Source organism: Candidatus Uabimicrobium helgolandensis, from assembly GCF_041508025.1.
Lineage (GTDB): Bacteria > Planctomycetota > Uabimicrobiia > Uabimicrobiales > Uabimicrobiaceae > Uabimicrobium > Uabimicrobium helgolandensis.
This window is the reverse complement of sequence record NZ_CP165719.1, coordinates 5,838,410-5,854,767: the sequence shown is the minus strand read 5'-3', so window position 1 is coordinate 5,854,767 and position 16,358 is coordinate 5,838,410. Positions and strand designations below refer to the sequence as shown.

14 protein-coding genes are annotated in these 16,358 nt (G+C 33.7%); 11 read left to right on the top strand and 3 right to left on the bottom strand.

Features of this window, described 5'->3' with window-relative positions; translation table 11 throughout:
- Positions 1-12: 12 nt before the first annotated feature.
- Both UABHE_RS21635 and UABHE_RS21630 read right to left on the bottom strand, forming a co-directional pair.
- A complete protein-coding gene (locus tag UABHE_RS21635) occupies positions 13-420 on the bottom strand; it encodes a hypothetical protein (RefSeq protein WP_372365372.1) in 408 nt (135 codons plus the stop codon).
- 120 nt (positions 421-540) lie between these two features.
- The gene (locus UABHE_RS21630; RefSeq protein ID WP_372365371.1) at positions 541-693 is read right to left on the bottom strand and encodes a hypothetical protein; all 153 of its coding nucleotides are present in this window, start codon (positions 691-693) and stop codon (positions 541-543) included.
- Between the two features lie 404 nt (positions 694-1,097).
- Here UABHE_RS21630 and UABHE_RS21625 point away from each other — a divergent pair, with 404 nt between their 5' ends.
- Both UABHE_RS21625 and UABHE_RS21620 read left to right on the top strand, forming a co-directional pair.
- The gene (locus tag UABHE_RS21625) at positions 1,098-2,048 is read left to right on the top strand and encodes a sigma 54-interacting transcriptional regulator (RefSeq protein WP_372365370.1); all 951 of its coding nucleotides are present in this window, start codon (positions 1,098-1,100) and stop codon (positions 2,046-2,048) included.
- Positions 2,049-2,052: 4 nt separating this feature from the next.
- Complete coding sequence (locus UABHE_RS21620) at positions 2,053-4,950, top strand: tetratricopeptide repeat protein (RefSeq protein ID WP_372365368.1); 2,898 nt, start codon at positions 2,053-2,055, stop codon at positions 4,948-4,950.
- A gap of 242 nt (positions 4,951-5,192) precedes the next feature.
- On the opposite strand, the gene UABHE_RS21615 is transcribed toward UABHE_RS21620, so the two are convergent.
- Positions 5,193-6,209: a leucine-rich repeat domain-containing protein gene (locus UABHE_RS21615; protein WP_372365367.1), complete on the bottom strand. Its 1,017-nt coding sequence runs from the start codon at positions 6,207-6,209 to the stop codon at positions 5,193-5,195.
- Between the two features lie 288 nt (positions 6,210-6,497).
- Here UABHE_RS21615 and UABHE_RS21610 point away from each other — a divergent pair, with 288 nt between their 5' ends.
- From UABHE_RS21610 to UABHE_RS21570, 9 genes are all read left to right on the top strand, one after another.
- On the top strand, positions 6,498-6,902 hold the full coding sequence (locus UABHE_RS21610) for a GntR family transcriptional regulator (RefSeq protein WP_372365366.1): 405 nt from the start codon (positions 6,498-6,500) through the stop codon (positions 6,900-6,902).
- A complete protein-coding gene (locus UABHE_RS21605) occupies positions 6,895-7,836 on the top strand; it encodes an ABC transporter ATP-binding protein (protein ID WP_372365365.1) in 942 nt (313 codons plus the stop codon). Before UABHE_RS21610 ends, UABHE_RS21605 begins: the two co-directional genes overlap by 8 nt.
- Positions 7,833-9,659, top strand: coding sequence for a hypothetical protein (locus UABHE_RS21600; RefSeq protein WP_372365364.1), 1,827 nt, complete (start codon positions 7,833-7,835; stop codon positions 9,657-9,659). The genes UABHE_RS21605 and UABHE_RS21600 overlap by 4 nt, the downstream gene beginning before the upstream one ends.
- A gap of 263 nt (positions 9,660-9,922) precedes the next feature.
- Positions 9,923-10,999, top strand: coding sequence for a hypothetical protein (locus tag UABHE_RS21595; protein ID WP_372365362.1), 1,077 nt, complete (start codon positions 9,923-9,925; stop codon positions 10,997-10,999).
- Positions 11,000-11,185: 186 nt separating this feature from the next.
- Positions 11,186-11,950, top strand: coding sequence for a hypothetical protein (locus tag UABHE_RS21590; RefSeq protein ID WP_372365361.1), 765 nt, complete (start codon positions 11,186-11,188; stop codon positions 11,948-11,950).
- Between the two features lie 45 nt (positions 11,951-11,995).
- Entirely contained in the window at positions 11,996-12,319 is a 324-nt protein-coding gene (locus UABHE_RS21585; protein ID WP_372365360.1) for a hypothetical protein, read from the top strand.
- A gap of 35 nt (positions 12,320-12,354) precedes the next feature.
- Positions 12,355-14,310, top strand: coding sequence for a hypothetical protein (locus tag UABHE_RS21580; RefSeq protein ID WP_372365359.1), 1,956 nt, complete (start codon positions 12,355-12,357; stop codon positions 14,308-14,310).
- 199 nt (positions 14,311-14,509) lie between these two features.
- The gene (locus UABHE_RS21575; protein ID WP_372365358.1) at positions 14,510-15,010 is read left to right on the top strand and encodes a hypothetical protein; all 501 of its coding nucleotides are present in this window, start codon (positions 14,510-14,512) and stop codon (positions 15,008-15,010) included.
- A 260-nt stretch (positions 15,011-15,270) separates the two neighbouring features.
- The gene (locus UABHE_RS21570; protein ID WP_372365357.1) at positions 15,271-16,263 is read left to right on the top strand and encodes a hypothetical protein; all 993 of its coding nucleotides are present in this window, start codon (positions 15,271-15,273) and stop codon (positions 16,261-16,263) included.
- Positions 16,264-16,358 lie beyond the last annotated feature (95 nt).

The window sequence follows — 16,358 nt, the reverse complement described above, 5'->3', positions numbered from 1 at the left end:
GCATACTACAAATCAAATTTTCTTTACTATTTTGTATTTTTCAACTCGCACAAGGCGTAATGATATAAACTGTAATTTTTTTTTACTTTCTTCTTGGCGTCTAGCTATGATTGTTTCTGGGTTAGCAAAAAACTCTAGTATTATAATTACTAACGATAAAATAATTGTTGCAGATAAGATCCACAACGGAGAGGGAAATTTTTTATGCGTATTGTATTTTGCATACACTATACTTAGAACCCCTAAAAGAATTCCTATTCCGCCCCATATTATAGCAAACAATGATAAAAGTGGTTCTCTGAAGTCATTTCCGGTAGTAAAATCAAGAAACACAAAATATTGTCTGTATATGAAAACAACATAGAGAACTATTCCAGAGACAACTCCAGTCATAATGCCTTGTAAATAATTTTTATCCATTACGATCCGATCCAAAAAAATGTTTTTCTTAGGAGAACTAATATTTATTCCTATGATTTAGCTCTTTTAGAGTACACAGTTTACATTTCACTGTTTCCTAAAATAGCTAACTATAAAAACTTAGATATCAATTCGCTTTGGTTCTCTTTTTTTATTTTTCATATTTACTGCAATACTTACGCCTGTTATAGAAACAAATATCATTCCACCTCTTACAATACCACTTTCTAAACTAAAACCCAATTCCTTTCTTCCTATGGCTACCAAAGCCATCCCGGCCATCGTGGCTATAATAATTGTTGTAAATATTAACCAACCTTCATCTGTATCTCCTAAATTTGAAAATGTTTACTATAAATAAAATACAATTAAGATACTTTGTGACATAGTCAGTTATCTTTTTTATTAGCTTTTTTTTAAAAAAAAATTATAAAAGGTATAGATTTTCTTTATATTTTCAAGAATTAGCAAAGTTTGTGCCATTATTGGTATTTACTAGTACAATAAAACTTGTTTTGCAAGTTACCCTAAATAATTAACAGGCGAAAAAAATATGTACATAATTTGTTTTGTAAATCAATTTTGAAAACACTTTCTCAATTTGAAAACACTTTCTCAATTTGAGAAAAATGATTGAATTGAGTCGAGATCAACTATTCTTATCTTGGAGAAATAAAATGAGTATTTCCAGTCTATACAAAGATGGGAAAATTACATTTGAAGATTTAAGCAACTATACAAAAAATTTAGCAATGCAAGAGGCTCTTTATACTGCTCAAAAATGGTCTACAATGAAAGATCCTATTTTAATTATCGGTGAAACTGGTTGTGGTAAAAATATACTTGCACAAGCTATGCATAACGCTTCAAAGCAAAAAGGATTTTATGAGGTAGCTTGCGTTGGTGTTGCTGAGTCTCTTTTTGAAAGTGAGATGTTTGGATATAGAAAAGGAGCATTTACTGGCGCAACTAATGACTATGCTGGTTTGGCAAAACATGCAGAAGGTGGAACTTTATTTTTGGATGAAATTGCTGAACTTCCTTTATCTTTGCAAGTAAAACTTTTAAGATTAATCGAGCAAAACAGATTTTATGCCGTCGGCAGTAATAATGTTGTTGAAACAGATGTACGTATTATTTGTGCGACTAACAAATCTTTAGAAGAACTACGCAATCCACAAATCTTTCGTAGTGACTTATTTTATCGTATGCCTCTTTGCATACGTATCCCTCCATTACGCGAACGTTTAGAAGATTTAGATACGTTTATTAGCTACTTTTGGAATCTCTATGTTCCAGAAAAATCGGAGCTTCTTATGCGTGAGGATACTTTAGCTTATTTGAAAAGATACAGTTGGCCAGGAAATATACGCGAATTAAAATTTGCGATTAAAGGGTGTGTGTATTTTGCTTTAGGAGAAAATGAGGTTTGCCCTAAACATCTTCCGATATGGATTACAAAAAATACAGATAAAGGAATGAGTTTAAAAGAGGTAGAGCGCGCTCAAATATTAAAAGTTTTGGACATTACTCGTGGAAACAAAGAGGAAGCAGCTTTTATTTTAGGTATTTCTTCAGCAACTCTTTATCGAAAATTAAATGAATATAAAAAACATAGCATAGGGTAATCTTGTGAAAATTAAATGTAGTAAGTGTGGTCAAGCCTATAAAATAGAGGCCGAATGTTCAAACTGCTCTTCTATTTCCAGTGCTACTATTTCTGATTTTACCTCAAATAAAATTATTCATCCTAAATACAATTATACTTCTGGAAAAAGATATCTTTTTAAGAAAAAGTTAGGTTCGGGTGGCAACGGCGAAATTTATGAATTTGAAGATACAACATTAACACGTTTAGTTGCAGTGAAGATCCCTCTCGAATCAATGCGAAATGATATTCTTTTACAAGAAGCACGTATTGGTGGTTTTTTAGAGCATCCAAATATTCTTCCTGTTTACGACATTGGAACTAGTAGTGATCGTTCGTGCTTTGTTATGCGAAAATTTGAAGAAAAATCAAATTTTTATGGATTAAGAAATGAATCACAAATTAAAATTTTACAAGCATTTCTACAAGTATGCTATGGTGTTAGTTATGCTCATTCAAAACAAATTATTCATTTCGATTTAAAGTGTGAGAACATTTTACTAGGACATCATGGAGAAGTTGTTATTGTTGATTGGGGATTATCATCTTATATTGATAATATAAAGACTAAATTTTCTCTAGGAGTAATTGTTGGTACACCACAGTATATGTCTCCCGAACAAGCAAGTGGAAATCCTGAAAAGTATAGTATCGCTTGTGATATTTATAGTTTGGGAATGACTCTATACAAAACAATTGCAACAAAAAATCTACTTATGGGCCTTACAACGCAACAAACGATATCTAAAGTACTTTCTCCTACAGAAAATGTTATTCCAATAAAAAAGCCTCCTCATATTTCAAAACAATTGTATAGCATCGTAAAAAAAGCTACTGCTTACAATTCTAAGCAACGCTATTTAAACGTAAATGAGTTAATTCAAGATATAGAAAGCTATTTAAAACAAGAGGATGGCATTGCATTCAAGCAAAATGTATTTAGAAAGATATACTCTCTGTGCAAAAAATATCCGCGTTTTTTTGCTTGCTCAGTTCTACTAATGGCATTTCTATTAGCCGCTTCTTATTTTATGCAATCGCGGCATTTTGAAGCACAGGTTCAGGGGCAAAAAGCTTTAAAAATGAACAACGCACATCAAGCTGTACAAGCGTATACCATTGCTAGTACAATTCTCCCATGGAAAACAACAGCAAACGAAAAAGTGTTACAAGAATATATATTATTTAAAAAGCAATTGCGCAAAATACGATTTTCTTTTTTCTATATGTATTATCTTGAGGAAAACATCAAGAATGGTTTATTAACTGTAAAGCAAGATCCAAAAACTATTTGTCAACAAGCACAGGAAAAACTAGAGTACATAAACCAGTATCTTTCTAAGTGTAACTCAGAAGTAAAGCAATTTATTAACGCTCAGTATTTAGAGCACCGCAAAGCAGAAATAATACTTATTGAGAAAATAACCACACTAAAAAAAGAAAACGCACACTCTCTTTTTCAAAATATACTGACAAAGCACCAATTAAAAACAGATGAGCATTTATCATTAATTTTACATTTTTCTACCAAAAACTGGGATGCAGTAGAAGAAACGACAAAAAACAATGTTGGTTTTTACTGGGGTTATCTATTACAAAGTATACGTTTTGCACAAGAAGGAAAAATGGAACAGAGCTCGTTAGCTATTACTCCTTGTCTTGTTCTTAAACCTCATGATCCATTACCATATTTTGTGATGTCTTTTTTTTCGAGGAATGAAAAGGATCTTAGCTTTGCACATTTATATAAAGCTAGTCAAATTGCACCTAATGACCCAATGGTGCATTTTCATATAGCAAATCTGCATTACTATTACCAAAATTTTTCAAAGGCACAAGAACATTACAATAAAGTTATAGAATCTGAACCAAAATTTGTTGGGGGTTATCATAACCGAGGCAATACTTGGATACATAAAAAACACAGCCAGAAAGCAATTTCTGATTTCCAGAAAGCAATAGAGCTTGTTCCCCATTTAGCAAGTTCATATAATGGAATGGGGCAAGCATATCGATTGGATAAAAAATGGAAATTAGCTATAATCAATTATAAAAAAGCTGCAAAACTAAATCCAAAATATAAGGCATTATCTTATAGTAATTGTGGAAATATTTACTTTGATCAAAATAAGTACCAACAAGCTCTGGATTACTATCAAAAGTCTTTATCCGTAGACTCAAAATTTATCGAAGCATATTTCAATTTGGCAATAACCTATGCAAAACTTGGACAAATAGACTTAGCAATTAATTTCCATAGTAAAACAATCGAGTTAGATAAGGAATATCTTTTTTCTTATATCGAGCGCGCTATACTTTACAAACAACAAAAAATGTTTTCTAAATCAATAAATGATTATAAATATGCATTGAAGTTAGATCCATACAATGCAAAAATATACTACAATAAAGCGGTACTTTTTGAAGAAATGGGAAAGGATAATGAAGCGATTCTCAATTACGAAAAAGCGCTTAAACTAGATAGCGAACATGTAAAATCTTGTTACAATTATGCTGTTTTACAACATAAACAACGTAATTTTTCGGTAGCACTGATTTATTATAACAAAGCAATCAAAAATGGTAAGTTAATCTACCATTTCTTTTATCAACGTGCCCAGGTATATGTTGCGTTAAATCAAATTTCAAGTGCAACTACTGACTATCTTAAAGTAATAGAAATGGAAAAAAATCACTTAAAAGCTCATTATATGTTAGCTCGTATCTACTCTATGACAAATAAACCGGAACAAGCCTGTAATTATTTACAGCGGTGTATGCAGCTCAACAAAAATTATAAACGAATTATTCAGCAAGACAGATTCTTTCAAGCAATAAAAAAGCATCCCATGTATAAAAAACTGATGTTCTCGACTAAATAACAAAATGAACAAGACTCACCAGCGAATTATTTTTACTTGTAGGAATTGGGAGCCTATTATTGGAAATATAGAGACTCGGCACTAAGTGGATTCCCACCACCCCCAGTGTTGCTTGGGTCAATCAGCATTTTGATACGTTGTTTCTTCACCGTCCACCATGTTTTACGCCCCTCTATAGATGGATCGGAGCCACTCTGGAAGTTGGAAATGATCTCGGTTTCGGGTGTATTGTATCTTTTCACTCACTCAAACTCTATACTACATTTTGGTAACCATAACCTTATTTTCTTCTGCTCTTTTTCACTTATTACATTTCCTCTTAAATATAAAAAAGCAAGCTTTGAAAGTTGGCCTATTTCTTTTGGTAACTTTGTTAACTTATTATCTCTCAACTCTAAATAAACAAGATTTGAAAGTTGACCTATTTCTTTTGGCAGTTCTCTTAGTTTATTGTGTGGAAGATCTAAATGAGTAAGATTTGCAAGCCGAATTATTTCTTTTGGTAGTTTTGATAATTTGTTATTTCCCAAACCTAAATGAGTGAGATTTGAAATTTGAACTATTTCTTTTGGTAGCTCTCTTAATTGATTATTACTTAAATCTAACTCACTAAGTTTTGTAAGCTGACCTACTTCGACAGCTAGTTCTTTTAACTTGTTATCAGACAACTCTAGCTGAGTAAGATTTGCGAGTTGAGTTATTTCTTTTGGCAATTTTCTCAGTTGATTATTACTTAAATACAAGGAGCTAAGATTTGAAAGTTGAGCTATTTCTTGAGGTAGTTTTGTTAGTTGGTTACCATACAGAGATAAAGTTATTAGGTTGGAGAGTTGATTTATTTCTGGAGACAGCTTTTTCAGTTTATTAGATGACAAATCTAAATAAGTAAGATTTGAAAGTTGAACTATTTCTAGAGGTAATTTTGTTAATTCGCGATCCTCCAGATTTAAAAAGTTAGTTTTGGTTAAAGTTGCTATATATTTGATCTCATGATTAGTAAAAGGGTCAAAGAAATCACTATTTTTTAATCTCCACACTATTGGGACAAATCCTTGTTCTACTTCGTAATAGGTTCCATAGAACGTAATCAAGTCGTTATATGAAAACGAAAATATGTTGATTTCAACACTCTCATCATAGTTTTCTACTAGGTCTATTTTAGCTTTTAAGTATATTCCTGAAAAAACGATTGCTGGTATCAAAAACAGCGTTGATAGTATCAGTAATATATATGTAAGTTTCTTTTTTTGTTTATCCATAATTATTGCTCGTCAATTCCAATTTGGGCCGATATTTTTGGATATTTCTCTACATATGCTTGCAACGTTTCTTTCTATTTTATCGTTTCATCTATTTCATTATTATAACCAATAAATAAAAAATTTTCATACCAAGTAAAAATTCTACAGAAACATAAAAACGTTAGACCCCACACTATACCACCAACAGTGATTATTATAAAAATATAAAAAATTATTTGCATTTTCAAGTGCACTAGTGTACTATTCAAACTAGTACACTAGTGCACCATTGTTAAGGAGTTGATATTGTTACTTGATATTAAAGTTAGAACAGGTAGTGCTGTTCCCATATATCAGCAGATCATTGATCAAGTAAAACGGGCTGTTGCTACAGGTGAATTGTCTCCAGGAGATCAATTACCTTCTATTCGAGCCTTATCTAAAAAATTAACGATAAACCCAAATACTGTGACCAAAGCTTATAGTGAATTAATAAGAGAGGCAGTCGCTGAATCGCGTAGTGGGCGTGGGCTTTTTATCATTGAGCGCGTCCAATTTTACTCCGAAGAAGAGCGATTAAAACGTCTAGAGACAGCGATTGACGAATTTGTGAATAAAATTGCATTGCTTGATTTTGATGCAAAAGATATATGGAATAAACTACGTGTAAAGATTAAAGAAATTTCACAAAGAAAGGGACAAGATGAATGATAATAGCGTAATTGAAATCAATAACTTCACGAAGTATTTTGGCAACAATTGTGTCGTTGACCATGTCAGTTTTTCTGTTCCTCAAGGAAGTATATTTGCACTTCTTGGTCGTAATGGATCAGGAAAGAGCACCATCATTAAAATGCTCCTCGGAATAATAAAACCTACATATGGCTCTGCCTCTATTTATGGTTGTTGTTCTTCACAGTTGACAAATGAAATTCGTAGTCGTATTGGTTATTTAGCGGAAGGTCATCCCCTTTATTCTTGGATGTCCGTAAAAGAAATTTGCTATTTTCAGTCTAAATTTTATCCAAAATGGAATCGTAAGTTATGTGAGGAAATCTGTGATTTTTTCGATTTGCAACCCAAAACAAAAGTTGGAAAATTATCACGTGGAGAACGAGCTGGCCTATACTTAGCACTTACACTTGCTGCTAAACCAGATCTCTTTATTTTTGATGACCCTATGCTCGGACTTGATCCTGTTGCAAGTCATTCTTTCCTCGAAATGATCGTTTATATAGCTGAAAATCATAAATGTTCAGTATTGTTTTCTTCTCATATGCTTTCAGGCGTTGAACGCATCGCCGATCGCGTTGCCGTTGTTGATAAAGGTGTTTTACGCGTGAATTGCCCTTTAGATACATTTCGCAACCAAATAAAACAAGTGACAGCTCGTTTCTCACAATTACCACCGCAAATGGAAAAGTTAGAGCAAATTCCAGGTGTTTTGCGTGGCGTACGAGAGCAGCAACATATTTTGTTAACCGTTGCTAATTATAACGCTGAAATAAAAAAAATAATCGAAGACTTAGGTGGAGTTGATATTCGTTGTAGCGATATGCCCTTAGAAGATGCTTTTATTGACTATCTTGGGAGAAAAGGTATGAGAAATTTCGATATAAGTGAACTGGGAGCGACCACATTATGATATGGACAATGATTTGCAAAGAATTGAAAGAGCACGGAAAATGGCTCGTGCTCGGAGCTTTTGCAGCTATGTTCTATTTGTATACAGATATTATAAGAGGTCATACTCAAATGCCGAAAGTCATTTTACATATATCTGTAGTTACAGGGATTATTTTAGGTTTATTACAAACTCTTCCTGAAAAACACCTTAGGTTATTGCCATTTTTGACTCATCGACCAGTAACACTCTTATCCATTTTTGTGGCAAAAATAATCGCTGCTGTTATTTTGTTTAGCATTGCAGTAATTGTTCCGTATTTTGTTACTACTATGATCGTAAGTGACGAAATAAGCATGTTGATTTATCATCTAAATATACAAATAGTTATCAATATGTTGTTTGGTTTAGTGGCTTATTTTTTAACGATAACAATCGTATTACGCGAAGCGCGATTTTATGGTAGTCGCGCAGTCGGTATTCTTTTTGGCATTATTTGCTACTATGCGGTTTATCAAATTCCCACAAAAGGACATCTTATTTTTCTAATGGCCTGCGTTGGATTCGTTGCTATTAGTTCTGCGTGGGGAGCATTTTCCGATAAACTATCTAATGTAGTTGTAAAAACTAGCCTCAGCATAATTTTGCTAATTTCGTACACCACAGTAATACTCTTTATTATTGATAATATAGAGATGGCAGCAAAACGACTTTCTACAAAGAAGAGTAAAAACGATTCGAATATATATTATCGCGTCACATCACAAGGCCTTATTAGCTTAGAAAGCAAAAAAGCAAAATGGGTTTATAAGGATGAAAACAACAACATTCTTTTAGACAAATACGTGGATAAAATTTTCGATGAAGAGTTGTTAGGCATGTATCTTTCTCAAAAGCCGATCGCTAACACTAAATATCTTCTCAAGAGATACCATGTTAGATTGATGTCCGGTTCTTACTATTCTAAGTTACAAAAACGCATCATTGCTTATGACCGCGATGGAACACGTCAAGGCTCTATAGGGATAGATGGGTTTTATAACAAACAAGTGAAGAACTTACACAAAGAGGATTATTTTGGTTATGAAGACCTAAACAAAAAAATACTCATGCAGTCTAAACGCGAATTGCATTTATTCGACCGTGCCAATAAGAAAATCGATGTGCTTTTCTCTTCTCCAGAAATCATACATAAGTTTAGTGTTGTTATATCAGAAAAAAATATTCCTATTGAAATCATCGTCGTAACAGAAAGACATTTGTATGTTCTCGACACAAGTGGTAAAACAATTTCGAAAATAGAACATATTCCTTTGCAAGAGTATGACAAAATCAAAATTTTGGTCACCAATAAAAAACAATATATTTTTCGCTACATAAAGGCGACCAATCAAAAAGACAAAGTAGTCGAATATTCAAAAAATGGATACATTATAAAGGAATATACTGTTCCAAAAAATCTAGAATATATGGAGAATTACAACTGGCCAATGTACTTCTTGAAATCGACAGTTTTGAGTGATTTTGCGTGTCGATATTTTATCCCAGATTTATCATTACCTGACTATAAAATTTCGTTACTTTGGTTGATAATCATTCCTTCATTAATGTGTTTATTGATCACGCAATTTTATGCAGTGTCAACACGTGAAACTATATGTTGGTTGATTATTTGTTCTGTTTCGGGAATTCCAGGACTACTCACATTTTTATCAATATGTAAATTTTCAGTTGTTCATTGTCATTCCTGTAATAAAAAACACAATTTACAAAATGAGTGTTGCCAAAAATGTTCTGCTAAGTTGAATAAACCCGCACCAGATGGGACCGAAATTTTTGCGTAGTAGATTTGTAGTGGTATATTTCTGAGCGTGTGAGTAAAAAATATTCACTTGATGTGAGTTTTTGAATCAATAAGCATTTCATCAAAAAGTGATGCAACTAGATTCGTAACTCACAACCATTTTGTTTTTTATAAAAGAGACGCATGGATCCTCTCCCATGGGAGAGGAAGTTTGTGAAGCGAGGTGAGGGTACCGCATAAAAATCATATTTCTTTCTAGAGTTACGGTTTTTATACTTATTTTTTAAAAAAACGGAGGTTCGTATGCGATTTATTCTATTAGTAACATTTATGCTCGGTTTCTTATATAGCTCTTCAAATATAAGCATCGCTAAAACAGGTGAAAAATCCGTGAAGTTAGGTAATTTGGTGACTTACAACATTACCATAAAAAATAACAGTAATACCTCAATATCCAACATAGTAATAAAAGACAAGATTCCTCCAGGATTCAAATACGGTGAACGCCATACTGGAAAATTTGTCTTAAGATGGAATATAAAGACTTTGCAAGTTAACGAACAACGTTCTTTTAAGTACACCTTACAAACAAAGCAAGAAGGAAGGTTTACCAGCAAGGCATATTTTTACATTGGTGGTAAAAAAAAATACGAAGTTGATTTCACCACAACTGTGGTAAAACCCAAAATTACTGTTGATTTAGTGTGCCCAAAGATTGCTTGGCCAGGAAAACATATTAAAGCAACAATTACGGTTAAAAATAACGGAAGCATCAATTTAAGTGGCGTGGTTGTACAAGGAGTCAATTTTAGTTCTTACTATCGAATTCTTTCAGGAGAAGGTAATCCCGCAATTACCGGCGTATCGGCGATTTGGAATATTGGCTATTTAGCTGTAGGAGAGACAAAAAGCTATTCTCTAACGATGACTTCTAGAGATTGCGGTAAGCAGTGTTTTACAGCAATTGTTAGCAGCAATGAAGGCGCAACGGCTAAATCTGTTAGCTGTACATCATGGAAGTGTTATCCTTGGTTATTGTTAGAAGTTATAGATACTATTGATCCACTTACTGTTAATCAAGAAACAACCTACGTTATTGAAGTAACAAATCAAGGTCTTAGAACGGACTACTATGTAAAAATAGAAGCGGTATTTCCCGCTGAAATTTCTCCTATTAGTGCAAAAGGAGACACACCATGCACAGTAAACGGCAAACGCGTAACTGTTGAACCGTACCCCATTCTAAATGTAAAACAAAAAATTAAGTGGGAGATCCGCGCAAAAGCCATACAACCAGGAGATTCTCGTTTAAAAGTATATATGTCTTCTGGAGCATTACAAAAACCTGTCACTGAAGAAGAGAGCACCCATGTGTACTAGAAGATGCACTTAAATTAAGTGCGGTGTAGGGGCGGTCTTGTGCCGCCCGGCTTTCTCAAACCATTGTAAAAACTTATTTTAAGGCACTACAGATACAAAAAATCACAAACATTATTTTTATATTCGTAACACGATCGGCATTCTTACACTACGCTGCCATAAGGTAAAACCACAAGGAGATCACTTATGAAAAACAACATATTATTAGTTTTAATGTTTGCATTTAGTGGCCTAGTAATAGGCGAACTAATTGTAACGATTCAATGCCCTAAATCTTTAGACATCGAATACTCGCTAAATTGTTCTGTCAGCGTTAAAAATGTCGGAAATCAAACTGTGAGAGATATAACGGCGCGCTACTACTTGCCTTCTGGATTTACATACCGCGGACGCAAGACAGGTAAATTCTCCCTGAAATGGTCAACTCCCGAACTAAAACCTGGAGCGGTTAAAAACTACCATTGTTCACTAAAACCAACTAGTCTCGGAGAATTTAACTTCGTTACCAAAGTAAAAACGAAAAACAGTTCATACAAAGCAATTGGCAATGTCAAAATTGTATCGTCTAACATTGAACTTAAAGTTCGAGCGAGCTCCAGATTTATATTTTTAAATAAAAGTGTTACGTTTAAAACAACAATCAAAAACAGCGGTAACGGAGCTGCTTACGACGTACCTACAAAAGGAATACTGCCTAGCGGACTTGAGTATATAAGCTCCGAACCTCAAGCAGCGTATTCTCCACCTAAAGGTAAACGATTGGCTAGATTAAAATGGAAATTTGCTGAGATTGCGCCGGGAGAAGAGGTTAGCATAAAAGTTGTCGCGCGTGGAATAGGTGGTAGCACCGATGAATCAGGTCATTATCATGGTGCTTATGCTAAATACTCTGTTGTGGCCGCTGTTAAAGACCAAGAGTTTCAGAATTCCGCCAGGATAAGAGTTGAATGAGTGGGAGGCTCTGTACGCGTATCCGCATATGATACGGATGATCCAGTGGAACTGGGTCAACAAACAATATATGTTGTAACAACTCGCAACGAAGGCACTTCTGCTATGACTAATGTAAAATTTCGTAATGATATTCCAAAAGAAATGAAATTTATTAAGGCTGAGGGGCCAACAAATTTTGTTTTTGATAAAGAGAAGAGTGTATTAGAGTGCGAAGCCGTACCTATTCTTCAACCAGGAGATAAAATCACATACAAAATAGTGTGCGAAGCAATAAAGGCCGGATCAGCTAAAAATACTGCTAGAGTCAGATACGATCAATTTGACAAAGAAATTATTGACGAAGAAGGCACTTCTGTGTACGAGTAAAATACTATTATTTTTGTTAGATCAAAGGAGAAAAAATGTTCAGAGTTTTTATGATTACTTGCCTTTTAGTAACTTTATCAGCGCAAGATTTTGACGCGTGGAAAAAGCAAATTGAGCAAGTATCTCAAAGCTTATCTAAAGGGGAAAATAGCAAAGAAAATGCTCGGTTATTATATAAATATTTTTTCCAAGTGGAAAATCAAAGCCTTTGCGAAGAAATTTTGTCTATTTTTGTTCGCCTAATCGAAAAGTCGAATAAAGAAACAGGATCTTGTGCTGCAAATATGTTGGTAAAAATTGCCCAAAAAGATCTTCCTGAAGTTGTTTTACATTTCTTAAGTTCTTTAGACAAACATGAAGATGAAAAAATCAAGATGTTAGTCAATAATGTAAAGTCCAAGATTGCCTTATACGAAGAAAACTCAATAAATAATGTTGATGGCAATATAAATGTATATTTTAGTGGTTATCACCGTTATAACTATAATTACAGGTTAATGGTGATCGAGAATCCCAATGAATATCCTATTGACGATGTGAAAGTTGTGTTACATATACCATTCTCTATGAAGTACGAAACATCTTTGTTAGGAGAATGGGATGAGAGCGAACGAACGAGTACTTGGTATTTTACTCAAATCAAAGCAAAAGAAAAACTTGAAATTCCACTTTGTTATCCGCGTCGCGTTTTTCGGTATTTCAATACAAATAAGACTTTTAGAGTTGAAGTCTTTTCTCAGGAAAAAATGATCACTGTGCGTCACGTGCAAATGTACTTGATGTGTCTACAATGTTCTGGTCTGCCAATCCCTCGGCATAGAATAAAAAGCGATCTAGCTACCCAAGAGGAAGCGGAAAGCTCAGTACTAATTTTGGGAGATTACAGCGGAACAAAAAATTTACGCGTTACCTATATTCTTCCCAAAGAGTTTATCTTTCTCAGTGCAGAACCCAATCATTATACTTACAAAAATAATAAGATTGCGTTTGCTGCGACTGAAATAGCTTTTAAAGAAAAAAAAGAATACAAAATAAGATATAAAACAGCTCCTGGGTATTTTACTACAATTGCAAAAGTGCAAACTGACAAATCTGATGAGTACTACTCAGCAGTAGAAGATGTCAAACACCTACGTCTACCAAAATTGCAGTCTCGTCGAGATCATTCTTCAAAATTTCGAGTTCGTAAAATTTTACCCAAAGTTGTATCTGATTGTTTCGCTGACATAGAGAACACTGATGAAGAAACAATTAAGCAATCTTTGTATTTTATGCTGATTTACTACAAGGACTACTCTAAGTTAGTTGCCATTCTTCCTAAATTAATTGATAAAAACTTATCTCCAGAAAATTTAGATACTTTAATTGCTATATTTGAGCGCGCAGAATCTAAAGAAGTTGTCCCTGCGCTGCTTCAAATGTTTCTAACGGCTCAAGAAAGTCTTCAACGTCGTATTTTACAAACACTAAATGGTATTGGCGTTGAAAATGATATGGTTTTACGCGTACTAGAAATTGCTTTACAAAAAAATTCAAATATGAAAAAAGAAGCTTTGGAACTAGCAGAAAACACAAAAGGAAGTTATCCTTCTTTGCAAGGTTTATTAGTTGATATACTCATTTATGAAAAATCAGATATGCACGACAATGTTGTTAGAGTTTTGAGTAAAATGAATTTACTTAACGCCGAGGTTATCCAAATACTAGTGCAAAAATTGCAACAGGTTTTTTCAGAAGGCAACGACCGTTGGGATTCGTGGGGATATTCTCAAATCAAAACAGAAATTTACCGAGCATTAATAGATAAAAAAGACGCTTCTGTTGTACCTACTTTGTTAAAGCTAAAACCATCTTCATTGTATGACCAAAGAGAGCTAGTTACTACGCTGTGGAAAATAACAGGTAACGACTACTCAAAAGATATTATTTCCGCCGAAGATTTAAAGAATTTAGATTTGAAATTAGAAGAGGACGAGGAAACGGATTGGTAGATCTCTGTTTTCTAGGGGCAAAATTTTACAATGTTGCTTTAAATAATAGCGAGTAAGAAAATCTTTTACTGTTAATTAGTAATATGTACATTGCCAAGTTCTTGACAATGTACATACCATACTTTATCATGAGTAAAATGTGTTACTAACAGTTTCGTTTAACACAAAAAACAACAAACTCAAGCAAATGGAAATTCTTATGAAAGCAAGTATTTACTGGATAGAAACAACGAAAAAAGGACGATTAGCAGTTTTAGGCCGTCCTCGTGCAGGTGATTGGCTTGAAGATGAAATAAAATCATGGCGCGAAAGCAAAATCGACGTGGTCGTTAGTTTATTAGTAGATTATGAAGTAGAAGAGTTAGGACTTACGCAGCAAGCTGAAATATGTTCGCAGAACAAAATAGATTATATATCTTTTCCTATTTATGACCGCCAGTGCCCAGATCAAGATAAAACAACCGCAGATTTTATCGCAAAACTAGCGAAATTAATCGTAAACGGACATTCTGTTGGTGTCCACTGCCGCAGCAGCGTTGGTCGCGCAACTCTAGTGGTAGCGTCAGTGCTTATTTTATTTGATGTAACAGCTCAAGCGGCTTTGGAGCGTATTTCTAAATCCAGACGTTGCGAAGTGCCTGATACTTTAGAACAACGCAAGTGGATTGAAGAATTTTCAGGCTCTCATTTTGAAAATTAGCTTTTTTTGATTCATTGTTTTCAAAATACATTTACTCTTCTTGATACCTATCCCCCCAACAATTCTCTTATTTCTTGTAAGACAATAATTTTTTATAAATCTTTGCTTTCTTCTTTCTCTTGGTTTTGTAACAGGATCTCTGTGTTTTGTACAAACCAACGTGATTTCTTCTTGATTTTCTAAAAAAATGCTATCATTGTTTTAGCAACTCATCCAGGATACCAATGCACCTTAATTAATTCTAAAAAAATGGAGAAGCCATGAAGGTTCAAAAATATATCGTTTTTACTTTTTTAGTTTTATATTCTCATGTGTTATTCGCTTCATCGTATAATACACTTAAGGGAGAATATACAACAAGCGGTATTACTTTAAAGGTTAGTTTTACTAAAACGAGCACGACTTTAGATTTGAAATTTGCTAGTAGAACTTTAATTGTTAACGCATACGTTGAAACTGCAGGAGAAAAAAAACATAAACATATATTTAAAATAGGCACCCCTAAAAAAAATAAACGTTTTAACAAATCGCAAACTTTAACAATCGACAAACACCAACAAAACATAATTTTGCACTGCCAAGTAAAAGATTCAGTGAATAAACCTGAACGAATAGTGCGAGCGGAGTTATCGATTACACCCAACCAAGAACCGCAAATGGGAACTCTCATTATTGTTGGCAAAACACTCGTTGCACCTAATAACAGGGCAGTAACGAAAGTAGAACAAGATACATTCAATAAACTTATGGCTAAGATTATCATAAAAAAAAGTAAATATAAAATCGATTTAGCCGGTAGATCTGTACAACAATTTGCCAAAGAAATGCGGGCTATTTCAAGAAAAGCTTTCATAAGTGGTGGCACACCTCTTACTAAGCCTACAAAGCTACGTATTTGGTTAGAATTGACAAATACCTCAGATAAAGACATAAAACTTGAACTTGGTGGGGATAAAGGTGATATCAGTGTTATTGGAAAAGGTGCAGGGTTTCTATCTATTACAACAACTACAACATACGTTGATCAACTACTTCGCGGAACAGGACTAACTCTGAAACCAGGTCAAAAACATCGCATTCACTTTTCCATGACGTCTGGTTTTCGTTCTAGTAGCCATAATTTTTGGACAAAACCTGGTAATTGTTCTTTATCGTTTTATGTTACATGTTTATTACACGAACAAGGCTGGGATTGGGATGCTACTCGTATTAATATTACAGTGACAGGAGTAGTGGTAAAAGTTAATGAATAGTTATTTTTTGTTTTGCGCAAATTTCTACAATTAGTTAATAATCAAATTATCTGTTTTATTGGTACTAAATTACTTAAATCAAAATAGCTACTGGA